Raw genomic sequence first — 17,605 nt, 5'->3', positions numbered from 1 at the left:
TGTGCATGCTGCTCGTCTCGCCGGCCTCCCATGCCGCCGAGGCGGCGCCCACCGTCGACAAGGGCGACGTCGCCTGGATGCTCACCTCCACCCTGCTGGTGCTGCTGATGACGGTGCCTGGCCTGGCCCTGTTCTACGGCGGCCTGGTGCGCTCGAAGAACGTGCTGTCGATCCTGATGCAGGTGATGACGGTGTTCTCGATGATCGTGGTGCTGTGGGTGATCTACGGCTACACGCTGGCCTTCAACGGAGGCAATGCCTTCATCGGCAACCTGGACAAGCTGTTCCTCAGGGGCGTGACCAAGGACAGCCTGGCGGCGACCTTCACCACGGGCGTGGCGTTGCCCGAATACGTGTTCGTGGTGTTCCAGTCGACCTTCGCCGGCATCACCGGCGCGCTGATCGTCGGTGCGTTCGCCGAGCGCATGCGCTTCCGCGCGGTGCTGGTGTTCTGCGCGCTGTGGTTCACCTTCGCCTACCTGCCGATCGCGCACATGGTCTGGTACGGCCCGGACGGCTTCATGTTCGCCCGGGGCGCGCTGGACTTCGCCGGCGGCACGGTGGTGCACATCAATGCCGGTATCGCAGGCCTGGTCGGCGCCTATTTCGTCGGTCCGCGGCTGGGGCTGGGGCGCGAGTCGATGAAGCCGCACAACGTGACCTTCACCATGGTCGGCGCGGCGATCCTGTGGGTGGGCTGGTTCGGCTTCAACGCCGGCTCCAACCTGGAGTCGAACGCCGGCGCGGCGCTGGCCTTCATCAACACCCTGGTGGCGACGGCGGCGGCGGTGCTGGCGTGGCTGCTGATCGAGGCGGTGCACAAGGGCAAGCCCTCGATGGTCGGCGGTGCCTCCGGCGCGGTGGCTGGCCTGGTGGCGATCACGCCGGCCTGCGGCACGGTCGGTCCGATGGGCTCGATCGCGATCGGCGCGGCGGCCAGCCTCGCCTGCGTCTGGGGCGTGACCGGGCTGAAAAAGCTGCTGCGTGCCGACGACGCGCTGGACGTGTTCGGCGTGCACGGCGTGGGTGGCATCGTCGGCGCCCTGCTCACCGGCGTGTTCAGTGCGCCGATGCTCGGCGGCACCGGCTACGGCAGCGGCAACAGCACGATGCTGCAGCAGGTCGGCGTGCAGGCGCTGGGCGTGGGCGTGACCCTGGTCTGGAGCGGCGTGGTCTCGGTGCTGGCCTACCTGGTGGTGAAGGCGGTGTTCGGGCTGCGGGTCTCGGCCGAGGCCGAGCGCGAGGGCCTGGACATCACTTCGCACGGCGAGAGCGCCTACGAGGGGTAAACCTTGGGCGCGCCCGCGTCGTGGAACGGGCGCGCCCCTTTTTAGTGCAAAATCCAGTTATCGTTGCCCACGTTTGATGCGTCAGTCCGCCCGGCCGTCCCCGCGAACCGCATGCCTGCGCGGCGCGCGACCGGTCCCGGGGGTGGCATGGCGCTTGCTAAAACCCTGCTGCCAATCCACCACCGAGGTTCTTCCATGTCCGTTGCCAAAGTGCTTGACCTGATCCAGGAGCATGACGTCGAGTTCGTCGACTTCCGCTTCGTCGACATGCTGGGCAAGCAGCACCACGTCACCTTCCCGGCCCACGCCATCGACGAGAGCACCTTCGAGGACGGCAAGATGTTCGACGGCTCGTCGATCTCGGGCTGGAAGGGCATCAACGAGTCGGACATGATCCTGATGCCCGATCCCGACACCGCCTACATCGACCCGTTCAGCGGCCACCCGCAGCTGGTGCTCCACTGCGATGTGCTCGAGCCCTCGACCATGCAGGCCTACGGCCGCGACCCGCGCTCGATCGCCAAGCGCGCCGAGGCGTTCCTGAAATCCACCGGCGTGGCCGACACGGCGTTCTTCGGTCCGGAGCCGGAATTCTTCATCTTCGACTCGGTGCGCTGGCAGAACGACATGGGCCGCGTGTTCTACGAGATCGAGTCCGAGGAAGCCTCCTGGAGCTCGCGCTTCAAGTACGACGAGGGCAACACCGGCCACCGTCCGGGCGTGAAGGGCGGCTACTTCCCGGTCAGCCCGGTCGACTCGCTGGGTGACCTGCGCGCCGACATGTGCAAGGTGCTCGAGGCGCTCGGCCAGACCGTCGAGGTGCACCACCACGAGGTGGCCAACGCCGGCCAGTGCGAGATCGGCGTCAAGTTCAACACGCTGGTGAAGAAGGCCGACGAGCTGATCACCCTGAAGTACGTGATCAAGAACGTCGCCCACCAGAACGGCAAGACCGTCACCTTCATGCCCAAGCCGATCGTCGGCGACAACGGCAGCGGCATGCACGTGCACCAGTCGCTGTCGAAGGAAGGCAACAACCTGTTCGCCGGCGACCTGTACGGCGGCCTGAGCCAGACCGCGCTGTGGTACATCGGCGGCATCTTCAAGCACGCCAAGGCGATCAACGCGTTCTCCAACTCCGGCACCAACAGCTACAAGCGCCTGGTGCCGGGCTTCGAGGCGCCGGTGATGCTGGCCTACTCGGCCCGCAACCGCTCGGCCAGCTGCCGCATCCCGTACGTGTCCAGCCCGAAGGGCCGCCGCATCGAGGTGCGCTTCCCCGATCCGCTGCAGTCCGGCTACCTCACCTTCACCGCGCTGATGATGGCCGGCCTGGACGGCATCCTGAACAAGATCGACCCGGGTGCACCGTCGGACAAGGACCTGTACGACCTGCCGCCGGAAGAGGAGAAGAACATCCCGCAGGTGTGCTCCAGCCTCGACGCCGCGCTGGAAGCGCTGGACAAGGATCGCGAGTTCCTCAAGGCCGGTGGCGTGTTCACCGACGACTTCATCGATGCCTACATCGAGCTGAAGATGAAGGAAGTCACCGCCTACCGCGCCAGCACCCACCCGCTGGAGTTCCAGATGTACTACGCGATCTGACCGCTGCGGTCGGACGCGACGAAGGAGGGGAGCCGCGAGGCTCCCCTTTTTCGTGGGCAGGTGCCGGTCAGTGCGCGGGGCGCCGCACGCGCAGCGCGAGCGCGGCGGCGGCGAGCAGGCCGGCGCCGGCCAGCCGGATCACGTTCTCCGGGTTGTCGCCGAGCACGCGGTGGTAGAGCAGCGGCACGGTGAGGATCTGGATCAGCATCGGCAGCACGATGAAGCCGTTGAAGATGCCCATGTACACGCCGGCGCGCTCCGGCGGGATGCAGCCGGCGAGCATCGCGTAGGGGTTGCCCATCAGGCTGGCCCAGGTCAGGCCCAGGCCGAGCATCGGCAGCAGCAGCCACCACGGGTCGTGGATCAGCGGCAGCGCCAGCAGGCCGAGGCCGCCAAGGGTGAGGCAGATCGCGTGCAGCACCGGCGCGCCCATCCGTCGCGCCAGCGGCAGCATCGCCAGCGCCGCCACGAATGCCACCGCGTTGTAGAAGCCGCCGATGCGCCCGGTCACCAGCACCGCCTCGCCGAAGCCGGCCGAGGCGGCGTCGGTGCTGCCGTAGAGCGTGCGCGCCAGCGACAACGTGATGTATTCCCAGTAGCAGAACATCGCGTACCACTGGCACAGCATCATCACCGCGAGCTGGCGCATGGTCGGCGGCATCTGCCGGACCGCGTCGACGATCTCCGCCAGCGTGGCGCGCAGCGAGCGCGGGCGTGCCCGCATGGCCGCGCGCTCGGCCTCGTCCAGCGGCAGCTCCGGCGTGGTCCACGCCGACCAGCCGACCGAGCCGATCGAGAACACCGCGCCGATCACGAACGCGGTCACCACTGCATAGGGGATGCCGTGCGCGTTGGTCGCGGTCAGGTCCAGCCCGGCAAACACCAGCAGCGACGGGGTGAGGTAGGCCAGCGTCTGCGACAGCCCGGTGAACGCGCTCTGGGTGAGGAAGCCGGCGCTGTGCTGGGAGGCGTCGAGGCGGTCGCTGACGAAGGCGCGGTACGGCTCCATCGTCACGTTGTTGGCCGCGTCGAGGATCCACAGCAGGCTGGCCGCCACCCACAGCGCCGGGCTGAACGGCATCGCCAGCAGGCACAGGCTGCAGATCAGCGCGCCGATCAGGAAGTACGGCGTGCGCCGGCCGAAGCGGCTGTCGGTGCGGTCGCTCATCGCGCCGATCAGCGGCTGCACCAGCAGTCCGGTGATCGGCCCGGCCAGCCACAGGTAGGGCAGGGTGGCGTCGTTGGCGCCCAGGTACTTGTAGATCGGGCTCATGTTGCTCTGCTGCAGCCCGAAGCTGAACTGGATGCCGAAGAACCCGACGTTCATGTTGACGATCTGCCAGAACGCGAGGCGTGGCTTGCGCATCGTCATGGGGTCGCTCCCTCGATGTCGGCGTGATCCGGCGGCGTGCGCCAGCGAGCGTACACGGCCGGATCGGCCGGCAGCGCGCCGCGCCAGCCGCAGCTGGCGCTGGCGAAGGCCACCGCCTCCTCCAGCACCGCTTCGGCGGCCTCGCCCTGCGCCAGCCCGGCCAGCATCATGCCGCTGAAGGCGTCGCCGGCGCCGACGGTGTCGACGATCCGCACCAGCGGCGGTGCCGGTGCGCGGGCCGTGCAGTGGCCGCCGGCGTCCCAGGCGACGGCGCCTTCGCCGCCATGGGTCACCAGCAGGGTGCGCGCGCCGGTGCGCTCGCACAGCGCGGCGATGCCGGCGTCGCGGTCGCCCGGTGCCGGCATCCCGGTCGGACCGGCGAGGTCGAGCCAGCCGAGCAGCCGCCCCAGTTCCTCGTCACTGAGCTTGAGCACGTGGACGTCGCGCAGCAGGTCGAGGATCACAGACGGCGCCGGTCCCGCCTCGCGCCAGTTGAGGTCGACGTAGGCGCGGTGCGGCAGCGTCGAGCGGATCGCCGCCAGCGCCTGGCGCGATGGGCCGGCGCGCAGCGCCAGCGTGCCGAAGTAGAGCCAGGCGCCGGCACCGGCGCGCTGCGCGACCGCCACCGCGTCGGTCGCGTCGATGCGGTCGAACGCCTGCGCATCGGGAATCTCGAACGCGTGCCCTTCCGGCCGCTCGTGGACGAGGACACGCGCGGTCTCCGCATCCGCCTGCGCCTCGTCCAGCGACAGCCCGAAGCGCGCGGCGGCTGCGCGCAGGGCGTCGCCTGCCGGGTCGCGGCCGAGCCGCGTCACCAGCCGCGGCGCACGGCCCAGTGCCGCCAGGTGGCAGGCCACGTTGAACGGGGCGCCGCCGGGCACCACGCCGTCGGCGAACGCGTCCACCAGCGCCTCGCCGAATACCAGTGGACGCGAGGATTCACGCATGGTCCGACTCCCGCTCCGGAAAGATCCAAAGCGTGGCCCACGGCGTCAGCGTGCGGAGGTTGCCGGTGTCGTCCACGCCGCTGGTGATCGCGCCGCGCGCCTCCGTCGGCAGCCCGAGTGCCGTGAGATCGACCGTCACCGGCTCGCGGCCGAAGTGGAACAGCGCCAGCGCATCGGGCCCGCGTCGCAGCGCGAGCAGGCCGGGGTGGCCGGCATCGACCACCTGCACCGCTTCGCGCGCCGGGAAGCCGGGCCGTCGCCGCGCCGCGACCAGCGCCCGCAGCGCCGCGAACGTGGTGGCGGGCACGCCGCGCTGCTGCTCCAGCGCCTCCATCGCCGCCGCCGACAGATGCGGCCGCTGCAGCCAGCGACCGTCCGCCGCGATGCGCGCGCGGTCGGCCGGCTCGACGTTGTTGCCCTGGCCGAGCTCGTCGCCCATGTACAGCAGCGGCACCGCGCCGACCCACAGCGCCAGCGCATGCATCAACACGAAGCGGCGCACGGCCGCCGGGTCCGGCGCCACGTGCGGATCGTCCGGCAGCCCGACCAGCGCCGCGGCCATGCCGTTGCTGCCGTGGATCGCGTCGTCGTCGCCGGCCTGGAACGCCGCGCCGCGCGCGAAGCTGCCCGGCACCCTGCCCTCGAGGAACGCCGCCGCGCGGCCGATGCGCTCGTTGAACTCCCCGCCTGCCGACTCCACCAGCGGACGCAGCACGTTCCATACGATGTCGTCGTGGCAGCGCACATAGGTGATCCAGCCGGTGCCCGGCGGGGTCGCCGGCGTGCCGGCCAGCAGCTGCCGCGGCAGCGCCGCGTCGCCTTCGGCCAGCGCCGCCCACGCGCTGGCCATCAGTCCGCTGTGATAGGCCAGCTGGCACTCCTGGCCGCGCCGCTCGCCCTCGCCGAAATACGGCATCACCTGCTCGACCGGGACGATCGCCTCGGCCTTCAGCAGCACGCCCGGCGCCACCAGCGCGGCGCAGGCGCGCAGGGCGGCCAGCACCACGTGCACCTCGGGCTGGTTGAGGCAGTTCGTGCCGGGCCGCTTCCACAGGAACGGCGCCGAATCGAGCCGGAACACCTCCACGCCGTGGTTGGCCAGCCGCAGCATCGCCTGGGCCATCTCGGCGAACACCGGCGGGTGCGCGTAGTTGAGGTCCCACTGGAACGGATAGAACGTGGTCCACACCCAGCCGCCCATCGCCGGCACGTGGGTGAAGTTGCCCGGCGCGGCCTGCGGAAACACCTCGCCCAGCGTCGCCTCGTAGGCATCCGTCTGGGCGTGGTCGGCGAACACGTGGAAGAACGCGCGCTTGTCCGCGTCGCCGGCGATCGCCGCGCGGGCCCAGGCGTGGTCGTCGGCGACGTGGTTGAGCACCAGGTCCGAGCACAGGCTGATGCCGGCCTCGCGCAGCTGCGTGGTGAGCGCGTCCAGGTCGGCCATGCTGCCGTAGGCCGGGTCCACCTCGTCGAAGCTGGCCACGGCGAAGCCCCCGTCGCTGTCGCCGCTGCGCGCGCGCAGGAACGGCAGCAGGTGCAGGTAGTCCACGCCGAGCCGGGCCAGGTGGGGAATCCGCCCGGCGACGCCGGCCAGCGTGCCGCCGAAGCGGTCCACGTAGGCCGAGTAGCCCAGCATGCGCTGCTCGATGAACCAGTCCGGCTGCGATTCGCGCCGGCTGTCCAGCGCGGCCAGGTCGCGCGGCCGTACTGCGGCAAGAGTACCCAGCGCCTGACACAGCGCGCCCAGCCACTCGGCGAAATCCTCGCGCTGGCCATAGAGCGAGGCGAGGCGGTCGACCAGTGCCTCGCCGGCGCGGTCGAACCGCCGCGCCCCGTCGGCTTGGCGGTCGGTGGGCAGGGCTTCGAGGAAACGGCCGCGGGCCGCCGCGATCCATGCGGATCGCGACGGCCCGGCCACGGGGGAGTCGGCTTCGTTCAAGGTCACAGGCGGTAGTGCCAGCTGGCGTAGATGGTGCGGCCGAGGATCGAGCGCGCGGTGTTCAGGCCGTTCGCGGTGACGCTGCCGGGGCTCTGGTCGATCTCGGTCAGGCCGGTGGCGTTGAACAGGTTGTCGGCCTGCAGCGTGATCGCGTTGCGGTCGTTGACGTTGTAGCGGGCGAACGCGTTCACCTGGGTGTAGCCCGGCATCACCAGCCCGTTCGGGTTGGTCGCGTACGACTTGGTGGTGCCCAGCACGGTGGCGCCGAGGTCGAAGTCGCCCACATGCCAGGTCGGCGCGAGCTGGTAGACCCAGGTGGCCTGGCGCTGCGGCACGTTGCCGACATTGGCCGGGGTGATCGCATCCTTGGTGATGCGCGAGTGGGTCCAGGTGACACCGCCGCGCACGCTGAAGCTGCCGTAGTCGACCGAACCCTCCACTTCCACGCCGTGGGCCTTGTAGTTGCGGCTGATCAGGGACTGCGTCTGCGAGGTGACATCCTGGTTCTGCTCCTGCGTGGTGGCGTAGAACCCGGTGACGAACAGGCTGGTGTGGCGGGTGTTCCACTTCACGCCGCCCTCAAGCTGCTTGACCACGTTCACCGCCACGCCGTCCGGCGCGGTGCCGTTGTCGAGCAGGCCGCCGCCGAACAGCAGGCGGTCGGCGTTGAAGCGCGCGCCGCGGCTGGCGCGGCCGAACAGGGCCAGCTCGTCGGTGAGCAGGTAGTTCGCGCCGAACGAGTACTCCAGGTGGCTCTTGGTGTAGCGGATCGGCTTGGCGGCGTTGTTGTCCACCACCGGCACGGTCTGCTCCGGCACCTGCAGGGTGCCGTCGTTGTTCACGTCGATCGGGGTCACGCCGCTGGCGCCGGCGTAGCTGCCGCGCGCCCGCATGCGGTCGTAGCGCAGGCCTGCGTCGATCTGCCAGGCGCCCGGCTGCCACGACAGCGAGACGTACGGCGCGTCGGTGTCGTAGTGCGCGTCGTACGAGCGCACGCAGCAGTTGCCCCAGTACGGCGTGCCGTAGGCCACCAGCCCGTTCTGGGTGAGCTTGTTGCCGTTGGCGTCATACACGTCGAGCAGGCTCGCGTCCTTGCCCTGCACGGTTTCCAGATAGGTGTTCCAGTGCCAGTCCTGCACGATGTCCTGGCGCGAGTGGTAGTAGCCCAGCAGCAGCGAGAGCGGGCCGCTGTCGAGCTGGAAGTCGCGCTTGAGCTTCAGGTCGTTGGTGGCGTTGTCCATGTTCGGCAGCGACACGTTGAACAGGTGCACCCGCGTGGCCAGGCCGTTGCCGCCCACCGTGCCGGCGGCCACCGGCTGGCCGGCGTTGGGGCCGGTGGCGTAGGCCAGCGTGGCACCGGCGCCGCCGATCTCCTGCGCCAGCGCGTCGGCGGTATTCACCTCGGCCGGGTAGGGGCCGACGAAGTCGCCGCTGTTGGAGGCGATGCGGAACTGCTCGTGCAGGGTCCACTGGTCGCCGAGGTCGAACTTGCCCTCGCCGCCGAACGCGCGGACCTTGGAGTGGTAGCCGTCGGACAGGTCGGTGACCTTGCGGTTGCCGTTCGCGTCGATCGCCAGGTCGCGCTGGAAGTACGGCGACTGCAGCGCGCCGTCGCGCAGGTTGAAGCCCGGCAGCGAGCGCACCGTCGGGTTGCCGTTGCTGCCGGTGATCGACACCGGCACCGGCAGGTACACCGGTGCCTTGTCGTCCAGCAGCTGGGCGCTCAGGCGCAGGAAGCCGCCGTCGATGTCGTGGGTGACGTTGGCCATCAGCTGGCCGCCGGACTGCGCGGTGTAGTCCACGCTCTTCGGGCCTTCGCCGCTGCGCAGGAAGCCGCCGAAGTGGAAACGGGTGCTGTCGCTCACCGGCTGGCCGTAGTCGAAATCCAGCCGCTTGCTGTCGTAGTTCAGGCCGGTGGTGAGGCCGATGTCTCCGCCCTTTTCCTGGCCGGTCTTGGTGATGAAGTTGAACACCGCGCCGGGCGCGTTGCTGGCGAACACCGACGAGGAGCCGCCGCGCACCACCTCGACGTGGTCGATGTTGAAGTCCGGGCGCAGGAAGGTGTCCGGCGTGGCGAAGGCGATGTCGCCGAACTCCAGCACCGGCATGCCGTCCACCTGGAACTGCACGAACTTGCCGCCACCGGAGGCCACCGGCAGGCCGCGCACCGAGATGTTGGCGTTGCCCTCGCCGCCGGACGATTCGGCGCGGATGCCGGGCACGTCGCGCAGGATGTCCGAGGCGCTCTGCGCGCCGCTGTCGGCCAGCTGGTCGGCCTCCAGCGAGCTCACCGAAATGCTCGAGCTCATCTTGCTCAGCGCGCCCGGCGAGGCGGTGACCACCATCTGGTCGAGGTTGACCGCCTTCTTCTCGGCCTTGGCGGTGGACGCGTCGTTTCTGGTCGGGCGGGCGTCGCCGGCGGCGTCCTGGGCCATCGCCAGGGCCGGCAGCAGGGCCAGCGCCACGGCGACGGCGAGCGCGTGCTTGCGGACAGCGTGCTTGTTCATCGTTCTCTCCCCATGCGGTGAAAGAAGCCGCGCCTCATCCCCTCGATACCCCGGGCGGGCCGACCTCCGGATCGGTTGCGGATCCATCGTCGGCTTCAGTGCAATCGATTGCAATGCGCGTTGCAGCAGGGCTCCGCCGCCTTGCATGAAAACGTTTTTAGCAGCTCAAAGCCGCTGAAGGAAGGCGCTGGGGCATGCGGTTTGTGCCCTTGGTGCAATCGTTTGCATCAATGCCCGGGAGAGCCGGTTTCGTGCTGCGCTGCACGATCAACCGTGGGCGGGCGAACCGGCGGCGCGGCTGCTTTCGCGCTCCACCAGGCGGGTATCCAGCACCCGGGCGCGGGTCACCGCCTCGCCCGCGAGCTGCGCCAGCAGCTGTTCCACCATGGCGGCGCCGCCTTCGTGGATCGGCTGGCTGACCGTGGTGAGCGGGGGATTGAAGTGGCGCGACAGCTCGACGTCGTCGTAGCCGACCACCGCCACGTCCTCGGGTACGCGGCGGCCGCGCTCGCGCAACGCGCCGATCGCCGCCATCGCCAGCAGGTCGCTGCTGGCGAACACGCCGTCGATGTCGGGCTGTTCGTCGAGCAGCGCGGCCATGGTCTGCCGCCCGCTCTCGACCAGGAACGGCACGTTGGCGCGCAGCTGGAGTTCCACGCCATGCTCCTTGAGCACCGCGGTGAAGCCACGGAAGCGCTGGGCGACCTCGGGCAGCCCGGTATCGCCGAGAAACACCAGCCGGCGGCGGTGCTGCACGATCAGGTGTTCGGCCACCAGCCGCCCGCCCTGCAGGTTGTCGCCACCCACCGTGCAGTACTGCTGGCGCGGCAGCTTGGCGCCCCACACCACCAGCGGCAGGCCGCGCTCGGCCATCGCGTTGAGCTGGTCGTGGTGGCGCCATTGGCCGATCAGGATCAGTCCGGCGGCGCGTCCGCCATCCACCAGCGAGGCGGCGGCATCGAGCCGCTCGGCGTCGATGCGTGACAGCAGCATCTCGTAGCCGCGCTCGGTCAGGGCGTCGGCCAGCGCGCCGATCATGCCGTGCAGGAACGGGTCGGCGAAGCTCTGTCGCGTGCCCGGTTCGTACGGCACCACCACGGCGATGGTGCGTTTGACGCCCGAGCGCAGGTCGGTGGCGACGCTGTTGACGGTGTAGTTGAACTGGCGCGCCAGGGTCTGGATGCGTTCGCGGGTGTCCTCGCTGATCAGCGGGCTGCCGGCCAGGGCGCGCGATACGGTGGACGCCGAGACGCCGGCCAGCCGGGCCAGGTCGGCCATCTGCATGCGCTTGCGCGGATCGGGCGGCGCGGTGCGCCGGCTCATGCGGCCTGTCTCCCCGCGGCCTGGTCCGGCACAAGAGGGGAACGGAAAGACATGACATTCATGACGTTCGCGACCTGCGGGCACTTCACGGGCAAGCGCCCAGCCTAATGCAGTGCCGGGCGGCGTGCCTAGCTTGGTTCGCGAGCCGCCACCCCGCCCAGCGCCGACAGCCGCAGCAACACACCGGCCAGGCTCTTCAGGTCCTGCGCGTTGTGCGCGGCGACGCGGCGCAGGTTGGTCGCCGGGCCACCGCGCAGGTAGGTGAGCCAGGCGGCCGGCGCTTCCGAGCCGGGCAGGTCGTCCTCGCGCAGCACGCCCAGCAGCTGGCGTTCGGCGGTGGCCAGCCGGCAGTTCTCCCACTGGCCCTTCCAGTGGCGGCGCACCGGATGCAGCAGGTCCAGGTGATCGAGTCCGGCCAGCGGGTTGGCCAGCCGGGCGAGGCGGTAGCGGGTGGCCAGCAGCGGTGCGTCGTAGCACTTGCCGTTGTAGCTGACGAGCACACTGTCCGGCGCCAGCCACTCGGCGAAGGTACGCAGCATCGCCGGCTCGGCGGCCATGGTGGTGATGGTGAGTTGGCGCAGGCGCAATCGGCCGCCGCACCAGTCGGCGGCGCCAATCATGAAGGCGCGGGTGCCGGTGCCGCCGGCCAGTCCCGTGGTCTCGGTGTCGAAGTGCAGCAGGCGCGCCGGGTCAATCATCTCCTCGCGGCGGGCGAAGCGGGTGTCGATGGGCGCGGGCGGGCCGGGCCAGTCGACGTGTTCCTCGGTGTAGCGCAGGCCCGGCGCGATCTCCTCGCCGAACAGCTCGCGGTCGCGCGCCGGGAAGGGTGTGGTGGGACGGGCCCGCGAGCGGGCGCGCACGCCGAGCAGCCAGCGCAGGTCCTCGATGGTGGTCTGGCGCGGCGCGGGTGCCGGTGCCGCGGCCGCCACGCTCTGGCCGGCCTGCGCGCGCAGGCCGCGCAACCGGTCGCGCAACGCACTCACAGGCTGGCCAGCAGGGCGAGCACGCGCGCGGCCAAGGCCTTGGGGGCACGCTCGGCGGCCTCGTCCACGGCCAGCACCGGCCCCACGCAGGCCGGGCAGCCGAAGTGGCAATCGCAGCGCTCCAGCAGCGAACGCGCCTGCGCGACCAGATCCTCGCGCCGCTCGAACAGCGGCGCACTCAGCCCCACGCCGCCGGGGAAGGCGTCGTACAGGTAGACCGTGGGTGTGAATGGCGCATCGGGTTCCAACGCGGTGGGCTGGCCGTCCGCGCCGCGCAGCTGGCCGCGACCGCTGGCGTCGCTGCTGACGAACCACGCGCCGTCGCCGCTGCCCACCGCCTTCTGCAGATCGCGCGACTCGGCCATCACCGCCACGGTGGCGACGATGTGCAGCGCGTAGGCGGCGCCGAGGAAACCGTCCAGCGCCTGCTGCCGCTCGTCGAAGGCCTGCTGCAGGGTGCGCTGGTCCAGCTGCCACCACACCGCGGTGGTGTGCAGCTCCTGGTCGGGCAGGTTCACCGGGCCGTAGCCGATGTTCTCGTGCGTGTAGTAGCGGATCTTCTTGTAGCCGGCCACGCGCCGCACCACGTGCACCTCGCCGTGATGCGCGTCGCCGCGCCCGGCCGGCGCACTGCCGAAGGCGTCCAGCACCTTCAGCTTGGTGTAGTCGATGGCGTCGGTGTAGTAGTCGACGTGGGTGCGCGTGACGTAGGCCTTGCGCCCCTCCCAGTCCAGTCGCTCCACCTGGTAGGGCGTGGCCTGGATCATGTGGATGGCGCCCTCGTACAGGGTCAGTGCGGCGGCGGAGTAGTCCACTTCGGCGAGGATGGTCTGGCGCCCGCCGGTGCGGTCCACCACCACGAAGTTGCCGTCGGCCACCGAACGCAGCGACACCGCGTTGGCCGGATAGCTGTCGGCGATCCATTCCCAGCGATCGCCCTCGCGGTGCAGCACGCCTTCCTCGCCCAGCACTTCCAGCCACGGCGTGGCCACCTCGTTGCCGAACACCTCGTGGCCGACGAACGGCAATTCGAACGCGGCGCAGCGGATGTGATCGAGCAGGATCAGCGGCTGGTCCGGCGCGATGCGCGCGTGCTCCGGCGGCGCGCCCTCGAAGAACTCCGGGTGACGCACCAGGTACTGGTCCAGCGGATCGGAGCTGGCCACCAGCACGCCCAGCGCCGACTGCTGCCGGCGACCGGCGCGGCCGAAGCGTTGCCAGGTCGCCGCCACCGAGCCGGGATAGCCGTTGAGCACCACCGCGTCCAGCGCGCCGATGTCCACGCCCAGCTCCAGCGCCGAGGTGCTGACGATGCCGTCCACGTTCCCCGCGCGCATCGCCCGCTCGGCCTCGCGCCGCTCGGTCGGCAGGTAGCCGCCGCGGTAGGCGCGGATGCGCGGCGCCTTGCGCGGGTCGTGGTCGAACACGTCCTTCAAATATTTGGTGAGCACCTCGACCATGCTGCGGCTCTGCGCGAACACCAGCGTCTTCAGCCCCGCCTTGATCGCCAGCCGCGCGATGCGGTTGCTCTGCGAACGCGCCGACGCGCGCAGGCCGAGGTCGGGGTTCACCACCGGCGGGTTCCACAGCAGCACGTGACGGTCGCCCGAGGGCGCGCCCGATTCGGTGATCGCATGCACCGGCGCCTCGATCAGCGCCTCGGCGTGCTGCTGCGGATTGCCGATGGTCGCCGAGCACAGGATGAACTGCGGGCGCACGCCGTAGAACGCGCAGATGCGCTTGAGCCGGCGGATCACATTGGCCACGTGCGAGCCGAACACGCCGCGGTAGCTGTGCACCTCGTCGATCACCACATAGCGCAGGTTCTCGAAGAACTGCGCCCACTTGGTGTGATGCGGCAGGATCGCCTGGTGCAGCATGTCCGGGTTGCTCACCACGATGTCGCCGTGCAGGCGGATTGCCTGCCGCGCATCGCCCGGCGTGTCGCCGTCGAAGGTGAACGCCTTCACCCCGAGTTCGCCGGCGCGGTTGAGCTCCAGCAGCTCGGCCACCTGGTCCTGCGCCAGCGCCTTGGTCGGAAACAGGTATAGCGCCTTGGCGTGGCTCTGCATCGCCGCGGCCACCACCGGCAGCGTGTAGCACAGCGACTTGCCCGAGGCCGTCGGCGTCACCACCGCCACGTGCGCCCCCGCCTGCGCCGCCGCCCACGCCTCGCCCTGATGCTTGTAGAGCTGGGTGATGCCGCGCGCGCGCAGGGCATCGGCCAGCGCCGGCGGCAGATCCTCCGGCAGCGGCTCGTACGCCCCCTCGCGCCCCGGCACCACGAACGAACCGGTCACCCGCCCGGCGTAGCGCTTGGCCAGCCGCGCCGCCAGCGCACCGCCGTCGGCGGGGCCGCGCAGCACCAGTTCGTCGGCAGCAGCCTCGTCGGCGCGGTGGGCCGGATCGATCAGGGCGTTCATGGCGTGGCTCGCGATGGGCGGGCATCGCAGTAGAGCGGTGACAGGTCTCACCGCGTGAGACGTCTCGCAGAGAAGAGGTCGGAACGGGTGGGCACTGTCGGGAGAGCCGTTCCGATCATCGTTGTTGACAGCCCAGGTTCTTCGCTCGACATTGCGGCGGAACCCGGGCAGGCGACCGCCTCACCCGCACGAACACACCATCCACCAAGGAAGGCGCCGATGAAGAAGATCATGTTCGCAGCGCTGCTCGCCCTCACCGCGGCAGCCGCCTATGCAGGTCCCACCAAGAATCTGGAATCCTCCGCCGTGGTCGACGGCACCATCGTGCTGGCCAAGGACGGTTCAGTGCAGCTCGCCACCGTGGAGCACCCGGAGAAGTACGGCCAACCCATCGCCGATCTGGTGCGCAAGGTGGCACTGACGTGGCACTTCGATCCGGTACTGCGCGATGGCCAGCCCGTCCTCGCCAAGGCGAGCATGCACGTGCGGGTGATCCTCACCAAAAACGCGGACGGCAACTTCACCGCGCGCATCAAGGGCGCCACGTTCGGCGGCAGTAACGAGGACACGCCCGACAACCTGTACAGCGCAAACCAGAAGACGATTGCTCCCCACTATCCGATGGCCGCCATCAAGGCCCGCGTGCAGGGATCGGTCTACCTGGCGCTGCACATCGATCGCGAGGGCCACGTCACCGACGCCGTGGCCGAGCAGGTCAACCTGGAAAACACCGGGCCGGACGGCGTGCTGCGGAAATATCGCAAGCTGATGGCACAGGCCTCACTCGATGCCGCCCGCCGCTGGACCTACCGGGTGCCGACTACCGGTCGGCTCGCCAGCCAGGACAGCTGGACCGTGCACGTGCCGATCGTCTACACCCTCAACGAGTCGGGCGCTCCCAGGGTCGACCGCGTATGGCGAACCTATGTGCCCGGTCCGTACACGCCAGCGCCGTGGGTCGACAAACCCAGCATGGCCACGGCCGATGCGCTCGCTGACGATGGCAGCTATACCGAAGGCGCGGGGCCGGTGCTGCGGTCCTCTTTTGATCACGGTTGATCTGCCACTGCAGCCATACGCAGCTGGCGCTTGAGAAAACCCGGGTCGGGACGCTTTATCTAGCTGCTAAAGGCGAACCTGACCCCTGTTTTCGCGGTGTTCGGCGACGCCGGCTACGTCGGTGCCGAGAAGCCGGTACCGCCCAAGCGCGGGCGTCGCTGGTGGATCGCCGCCAAGCGAAGCACGATCAAATCCATCGAGGACACGAAACTGCGCGCCATCATGGAAGAGCTGGAATATGCCAAGGCGTCGACCCGCGCGATCGAGGAGCCCCCGTCCCGATTGGTGAAACGTCAGTTCGGTCATGTGAAGGCCCGCTACCGGGAACTGGCGAAGAACGGAGCGCAGGTCACGAGGCTGTTTGCGTTGGTCAACCTGTGGATGGCGCGTCGGTATCTGCTGGCTACGGCAGGATAAATGCGCCTGCACGGCACGCTGCCGCGCCTTGGTGCCGCCGTGCGAAGCAACTATGTCGTACATTCGATGGCGCGTGGAGCGTGCCTTCGATCCCGAAACGCCTCGTCACCACGTGCCGGGGTTTATTTTAATCATCCTTAGGTGCTATCTAGCGTAGATATTATGAATTCTAGGAGAATAGTTCGGACTTTTGCAATACTCTTACTTTTTTGCAACACATTATTTGCTCATCAAATTGATGGCAGCCGCTTGGTTAATGCGGTACACGAGCTTACGTGGGCTACTCCCAAGCTTGCCGCGCGATATCAGCATACGAAGAAGCTAAATGAAAATCTTTGGCGCGCTGTCAAGGCAATGCAGAAGTTCGATCCGATTCTGGCGATGGGTTACGCATCGCAATGCCATGGTGAGGCGCTCATAAAACGTGATGTTGCTTTGGCAAGACTCTGTTCTGCAGTGGCTTCTGCATTTGCAGATGCCGCCGGTCGGCCAGACATAGGGCTTCATTGGGCGGGTCAGGCAGGGGTATCAAAAGGCGCCGATCAGCCAATATTTGATCAGCTTGACGCATATCTCTCAGGCAACGCTGCATCAGTTGCTTTGTTCAAAAACAAAAAACTTGAGCCAATTGAGTACGCTCCATCATTGCCCCCTGTTGTTTACCTAAAAATGCATCCGGTCATGCTCCCTGTCGGATCGGATGATAAGTCGCAAGTCAGACTGCCAGCCATTGTCGCCGAAAAGGGTTCAAAGAAGGTTCATTTTCTCCTTGATTCGGGGGCGCCGAGCTTTATAAGTACGAGTTCGGCCAACGTGCTAGGATTTTCGAGTTTTGGATGGAGAATTAACGTTGGCACCTTGGATCAATGTACCGCCTATCTGGAGCGAGGTAAGATCGCTGGATTCGATTTGGGTGCCCTTCGTGTGCCTGGAATGGAGTTGTGGCGTAGTAGTAGCTCGTGCCATGAATATTCATCAGTTAATGTCTTAGGCTTCGATTTCTTTTATAGGGTGAGACGCCTATTCATTGATTATGAGAATGACGTTGTTGGTATCGGTTCGGGACTCACTAAGGGTGAGGTTGGTATGAGTGGAGGTACTTGTATCAGGCTCGGATTTAGATTTTCTCCTATCTTGGTTGAAGGTAATGTGTCGTTACCTGGAAGCGTGCGAGGAGAGATGGTGAGTGTGATGCCGGATTTGGGCAACAGTATCGGCGTTTTGATTAGCCCATCGGCTTACAAAAGATTGCTTTTGCAGGGAGTCATTGAGCCTGGCAAGTCAAGCGACAAAACGGTTTCTTTACCGTTGACTTTAGGTGATCGGGCTTTTTTGGTGAATGCTATTGTTCGTCCTAATCCGGTTGGTATTGACGTGGTTCTACCTTATAGCTTTTTCACTAAATGGTTTTTCGATTACGACGACGGCATATTGTGTGGTGAGCGATAACCGTGACTCCATATCCGCGGGATGGCGAAACACTTTTGCGCTTTGCATCCACGGCGAGACGGCACGATCGGGAGCCTAGCAGGCTGCTGAGAAGCCTCCGCGCCTCGCGCCTCGCAGCGGGCCAAAAGGGGACGAATAAAGGGGGCGTAGCAAATTAATTTTGGGGTCGCCTTGCAGGTGAAGTCCGATTTGGCTTAGTTGGCCACATCCCCTTTTCTCGCTTGCAAGTCTGACCTCCGCACGATGAGCGCCTGGTGGCCTAACCGAAGCGCCTCATATTGCACCAAATCAA

Annotated in this window: 11 protein-coding genes and 1 pseudogene; 5 read left to right on the top strand and 7 right to left on the bottom strand. The window is 67.9% G+C overall.

Translation table 11 applies throughout. The features are described 5' to 3' along the window. Positions 1–5: 5 nt before the first annotated feature. A complete protein-coding gene (locus C693_RS0107265) occupies positions 6–1,289 on the top strand; it encodes an ammonium transporter (RefSeq protein ID WP_052329368.1) in 1,284 nt (427 codons plus the stop codon). 195 nt (positions 1,290–1,484) lie between these two features. Next, on the top strand, positions 1,485–2,894 hold the full coding sequence (gene glnA / locus C693_RS0107260) for a type I glutamate--ammonia ligase (RefSeq protein ID WP_017461596.1): 1,410 nt from the start codon (positions 1,485–1,487) through the stop codon (positions 2,892–2,894). A gap of 67 nt (positions 2,895–2,961) precedes the next feature. Here the strand turns inward: glnA and C693_RS0107255 are convergent, their stop codons facing one another. From C693_RS0107255 to C693_RS0107225, 7 genes are all read right to left on the bottom strand, one after another. Next, positions 2,962–4,266 carry an MFS transporter gene (locus C693_RS0107255; RefSeq protein WP_017461595.1) on the bottom strand — a complete coding sequence of 435 codons (1,305 nt, stop codon included), beginning with the start codon at positions 4,264–4,266 and terminating at the stop codon, positions 2,962–2,964. After that, the gene (locus C693_RS21305; protein WP_017461594.1) at positions 4,263–5,213 is read right to left on the bottom strand and encodes a PfkB family carbohydrate kinase; all 951 of its coding nucleotides are present in this window, start codon (positions 5,211–5,213) and stop codon (positions 4,263–4,265) included. Before C693_RS21305 ends, C693_RS0107255 begins: the two co-directional genes overlap by 4 nt. Then, positions 5,206–7,158 (bottom strand): alpha-amylase family glycosyl hydrolase, encoded by a 1,953-nt coding sequence (locus tag C693_RS0107245; protein WP_017461593.1) that lies wholly within the window; start codon positions 7,156–7,158, stop codon positions 5,206–5,208. Before C693_RS0107245 ends, C693_RS21305 begins: the two co-directional genes overlap by 8 nt. Beyond that, positions 7,155–9,659, bottom strand: coding sequence for a TonB-dependent receptor (locus C693_RS0107240; protein ID WP_017461592.1), 2,505 nt, complete (start codon positions 9,657–9,659; stop codon positions 7,155–7,157). The genes C693_RS0107245 and C693_RS0107240 overlap by 4 nt, the downstream gene beginning before the upstream one ends. Positions 9,660–9,926: 267 nt before the next feature. Continuing rightward, positions 9,927–10,982, bottom strand: a complete 1,056-nt coding sequence (locus C693_RS0107235; protein WP_017461591.1) for a LacI family DNA-binding transcriptional regulator — start codon at positions 10,980–10,982, stop codon at positions 9,927–9,929. 128 nt (positions 10,983–11,110) lie between these two features. Next, a complete protein-coding gene (locus C693_RS0107230; protein WP_017461590.1) occupies positions 11,111–11,965 on the bottom strand; it encodes a ribonuclease H-like domain-containing protein in 855 nt (284 codons plus the stop codon). Further along, positions 11,962–14,388, bottom strand: a complete 2,427-nt coding sequence (locus C693_RS0107225) for a DEAD/DEAH box helicase (RefSeq protein WP_017461589.1) — start codon at positions 14,386–14,388, stop codon at positions 11,962–11,964. Before C693_RS0107225 ends, C693_RS0107230 begins: the two co-directional genes overlap by 4 nt. Positions 14,389–14,607: 219 nt before the next feature. Between C693_RS0107225 and C693_RS0107220 the strand changes: the two genes are divergently transcribed. The 3 genes and pseudogenes from C693_RS0107220 (at position 14,608) to C693_RS23600 (ending at position 17,313) form a co-directional block, all read left to right on the top strand. Further along, positions 14,608–15,447 carry an energy transducer TonB gene (locus C693_RS0107220; protein ID WP_017461588.1) on the top strand — a complete coding sequence of 280 codons (840 nt, stop codon included), beginning with the start codon at positions 14,608–14,610 and terminating at the stop codon, positions 15,445–15,447. A 96-nt stretch (positions 15,448–15,543) separates the two neighbouring features. Further along, positions 15,544–15,864 (top strand): annotated as a pseudogene (locus C693_RS0107215) (IS5/IS1182 family transposase); the annotation flags it as partial. A gap of 162 nt (positions 15,865–16,026) precedes the next feature. Beyond that, positions 16,027–17,313, top strand: coding sequence for a hypothetical protein (locus C693_RS23600; RefSeq protein ID WP_157798569.1), 1,287 nt, complete (start codon positions 16,027–16,029; stop codon positions 17,311–17,313). Positions 17,314–17,605: the final 292 nt, after the last annotated feature.

The sequence above is a fragment of the Dyella ginsengisoli LA-4 genome (assembly GCF_000334915.1).
Taxonomy (GTDB): Bacteria; Pseudomonadota; Gammaproteobacteria; order Xanthomonadales; family Rhodanobacteraceae; genus Dyella_A; species Dyella_A ginsengisoli_A.
This window is presented reverse-complemented; position numbering and strand designations above follow the sequence as displayed.

Bases quoted from the DNA above. Each gene is read 5' to 3' on its own strand.
- C693_RS0107265 (WP_052329368.1), top strand. From the start codon at position 6: ATGCTGCTCGTCTCGCCGGCCTCCCATGCCGCCGAGGCGGCGCCCACC.
- glnA (WP_017461596.1), top strand. From the start codon at position 1,485: ATGTCCGTTGCCAAAGTGCTTGACCTGATCCAGGAGCATGACGTCGAG.
- C693_RS0107255 (WP_017461595.1), bottom strand. From the start codon at position 4,266: ATGACGATGCGCAAGCCACGCCTCGCGTTCTGGCAGATCGTCAACATG.
- C693_RS21305 (WP_017461594.1), bottom strand. From the start codon at position 5,213: ATGCGTGAATCCTCGCGTCCACTGGTATTCGGCGAGGCGCTGGTGGAC.
- C693_RS0107240 (WP_017461592.1), bottom strand. From the start codon at position 9,659: ATGAACAAGCACGCTGTCCGCAAGCACGCGCTCGCCGTCGCCGTGGCG.
- C693_RS0107235 (WP_017461591.1), bottom strand. From the start codon at position 10,982: ATGAGCCGGCGCACCGCGCCGCCCGATCCGCGCAAGCGCATGCAGATG.
- C693_RS0107225 (WP_017461589.1), bottom strand. From the start codon at position 14,388: ATGAACGCCCTGATCGATCCGGCCCACCGCGCCGACGAGGCTGCTGCC.
- C693_RS0107220 (WP_017461588.1), top strand. From the start codon at position 14,608: ATGAAGAAGATCATGTTCGCAGCGCTGCTCGCCCTCACCGCGGCAGCC.
- C693_RS23600 (WP_157798569.1), top strand. From the start codon at position 16,027: ATGAATTCTAGGAGAATAGTTCGGACTTTTGCAATACTCTTACTTTTT.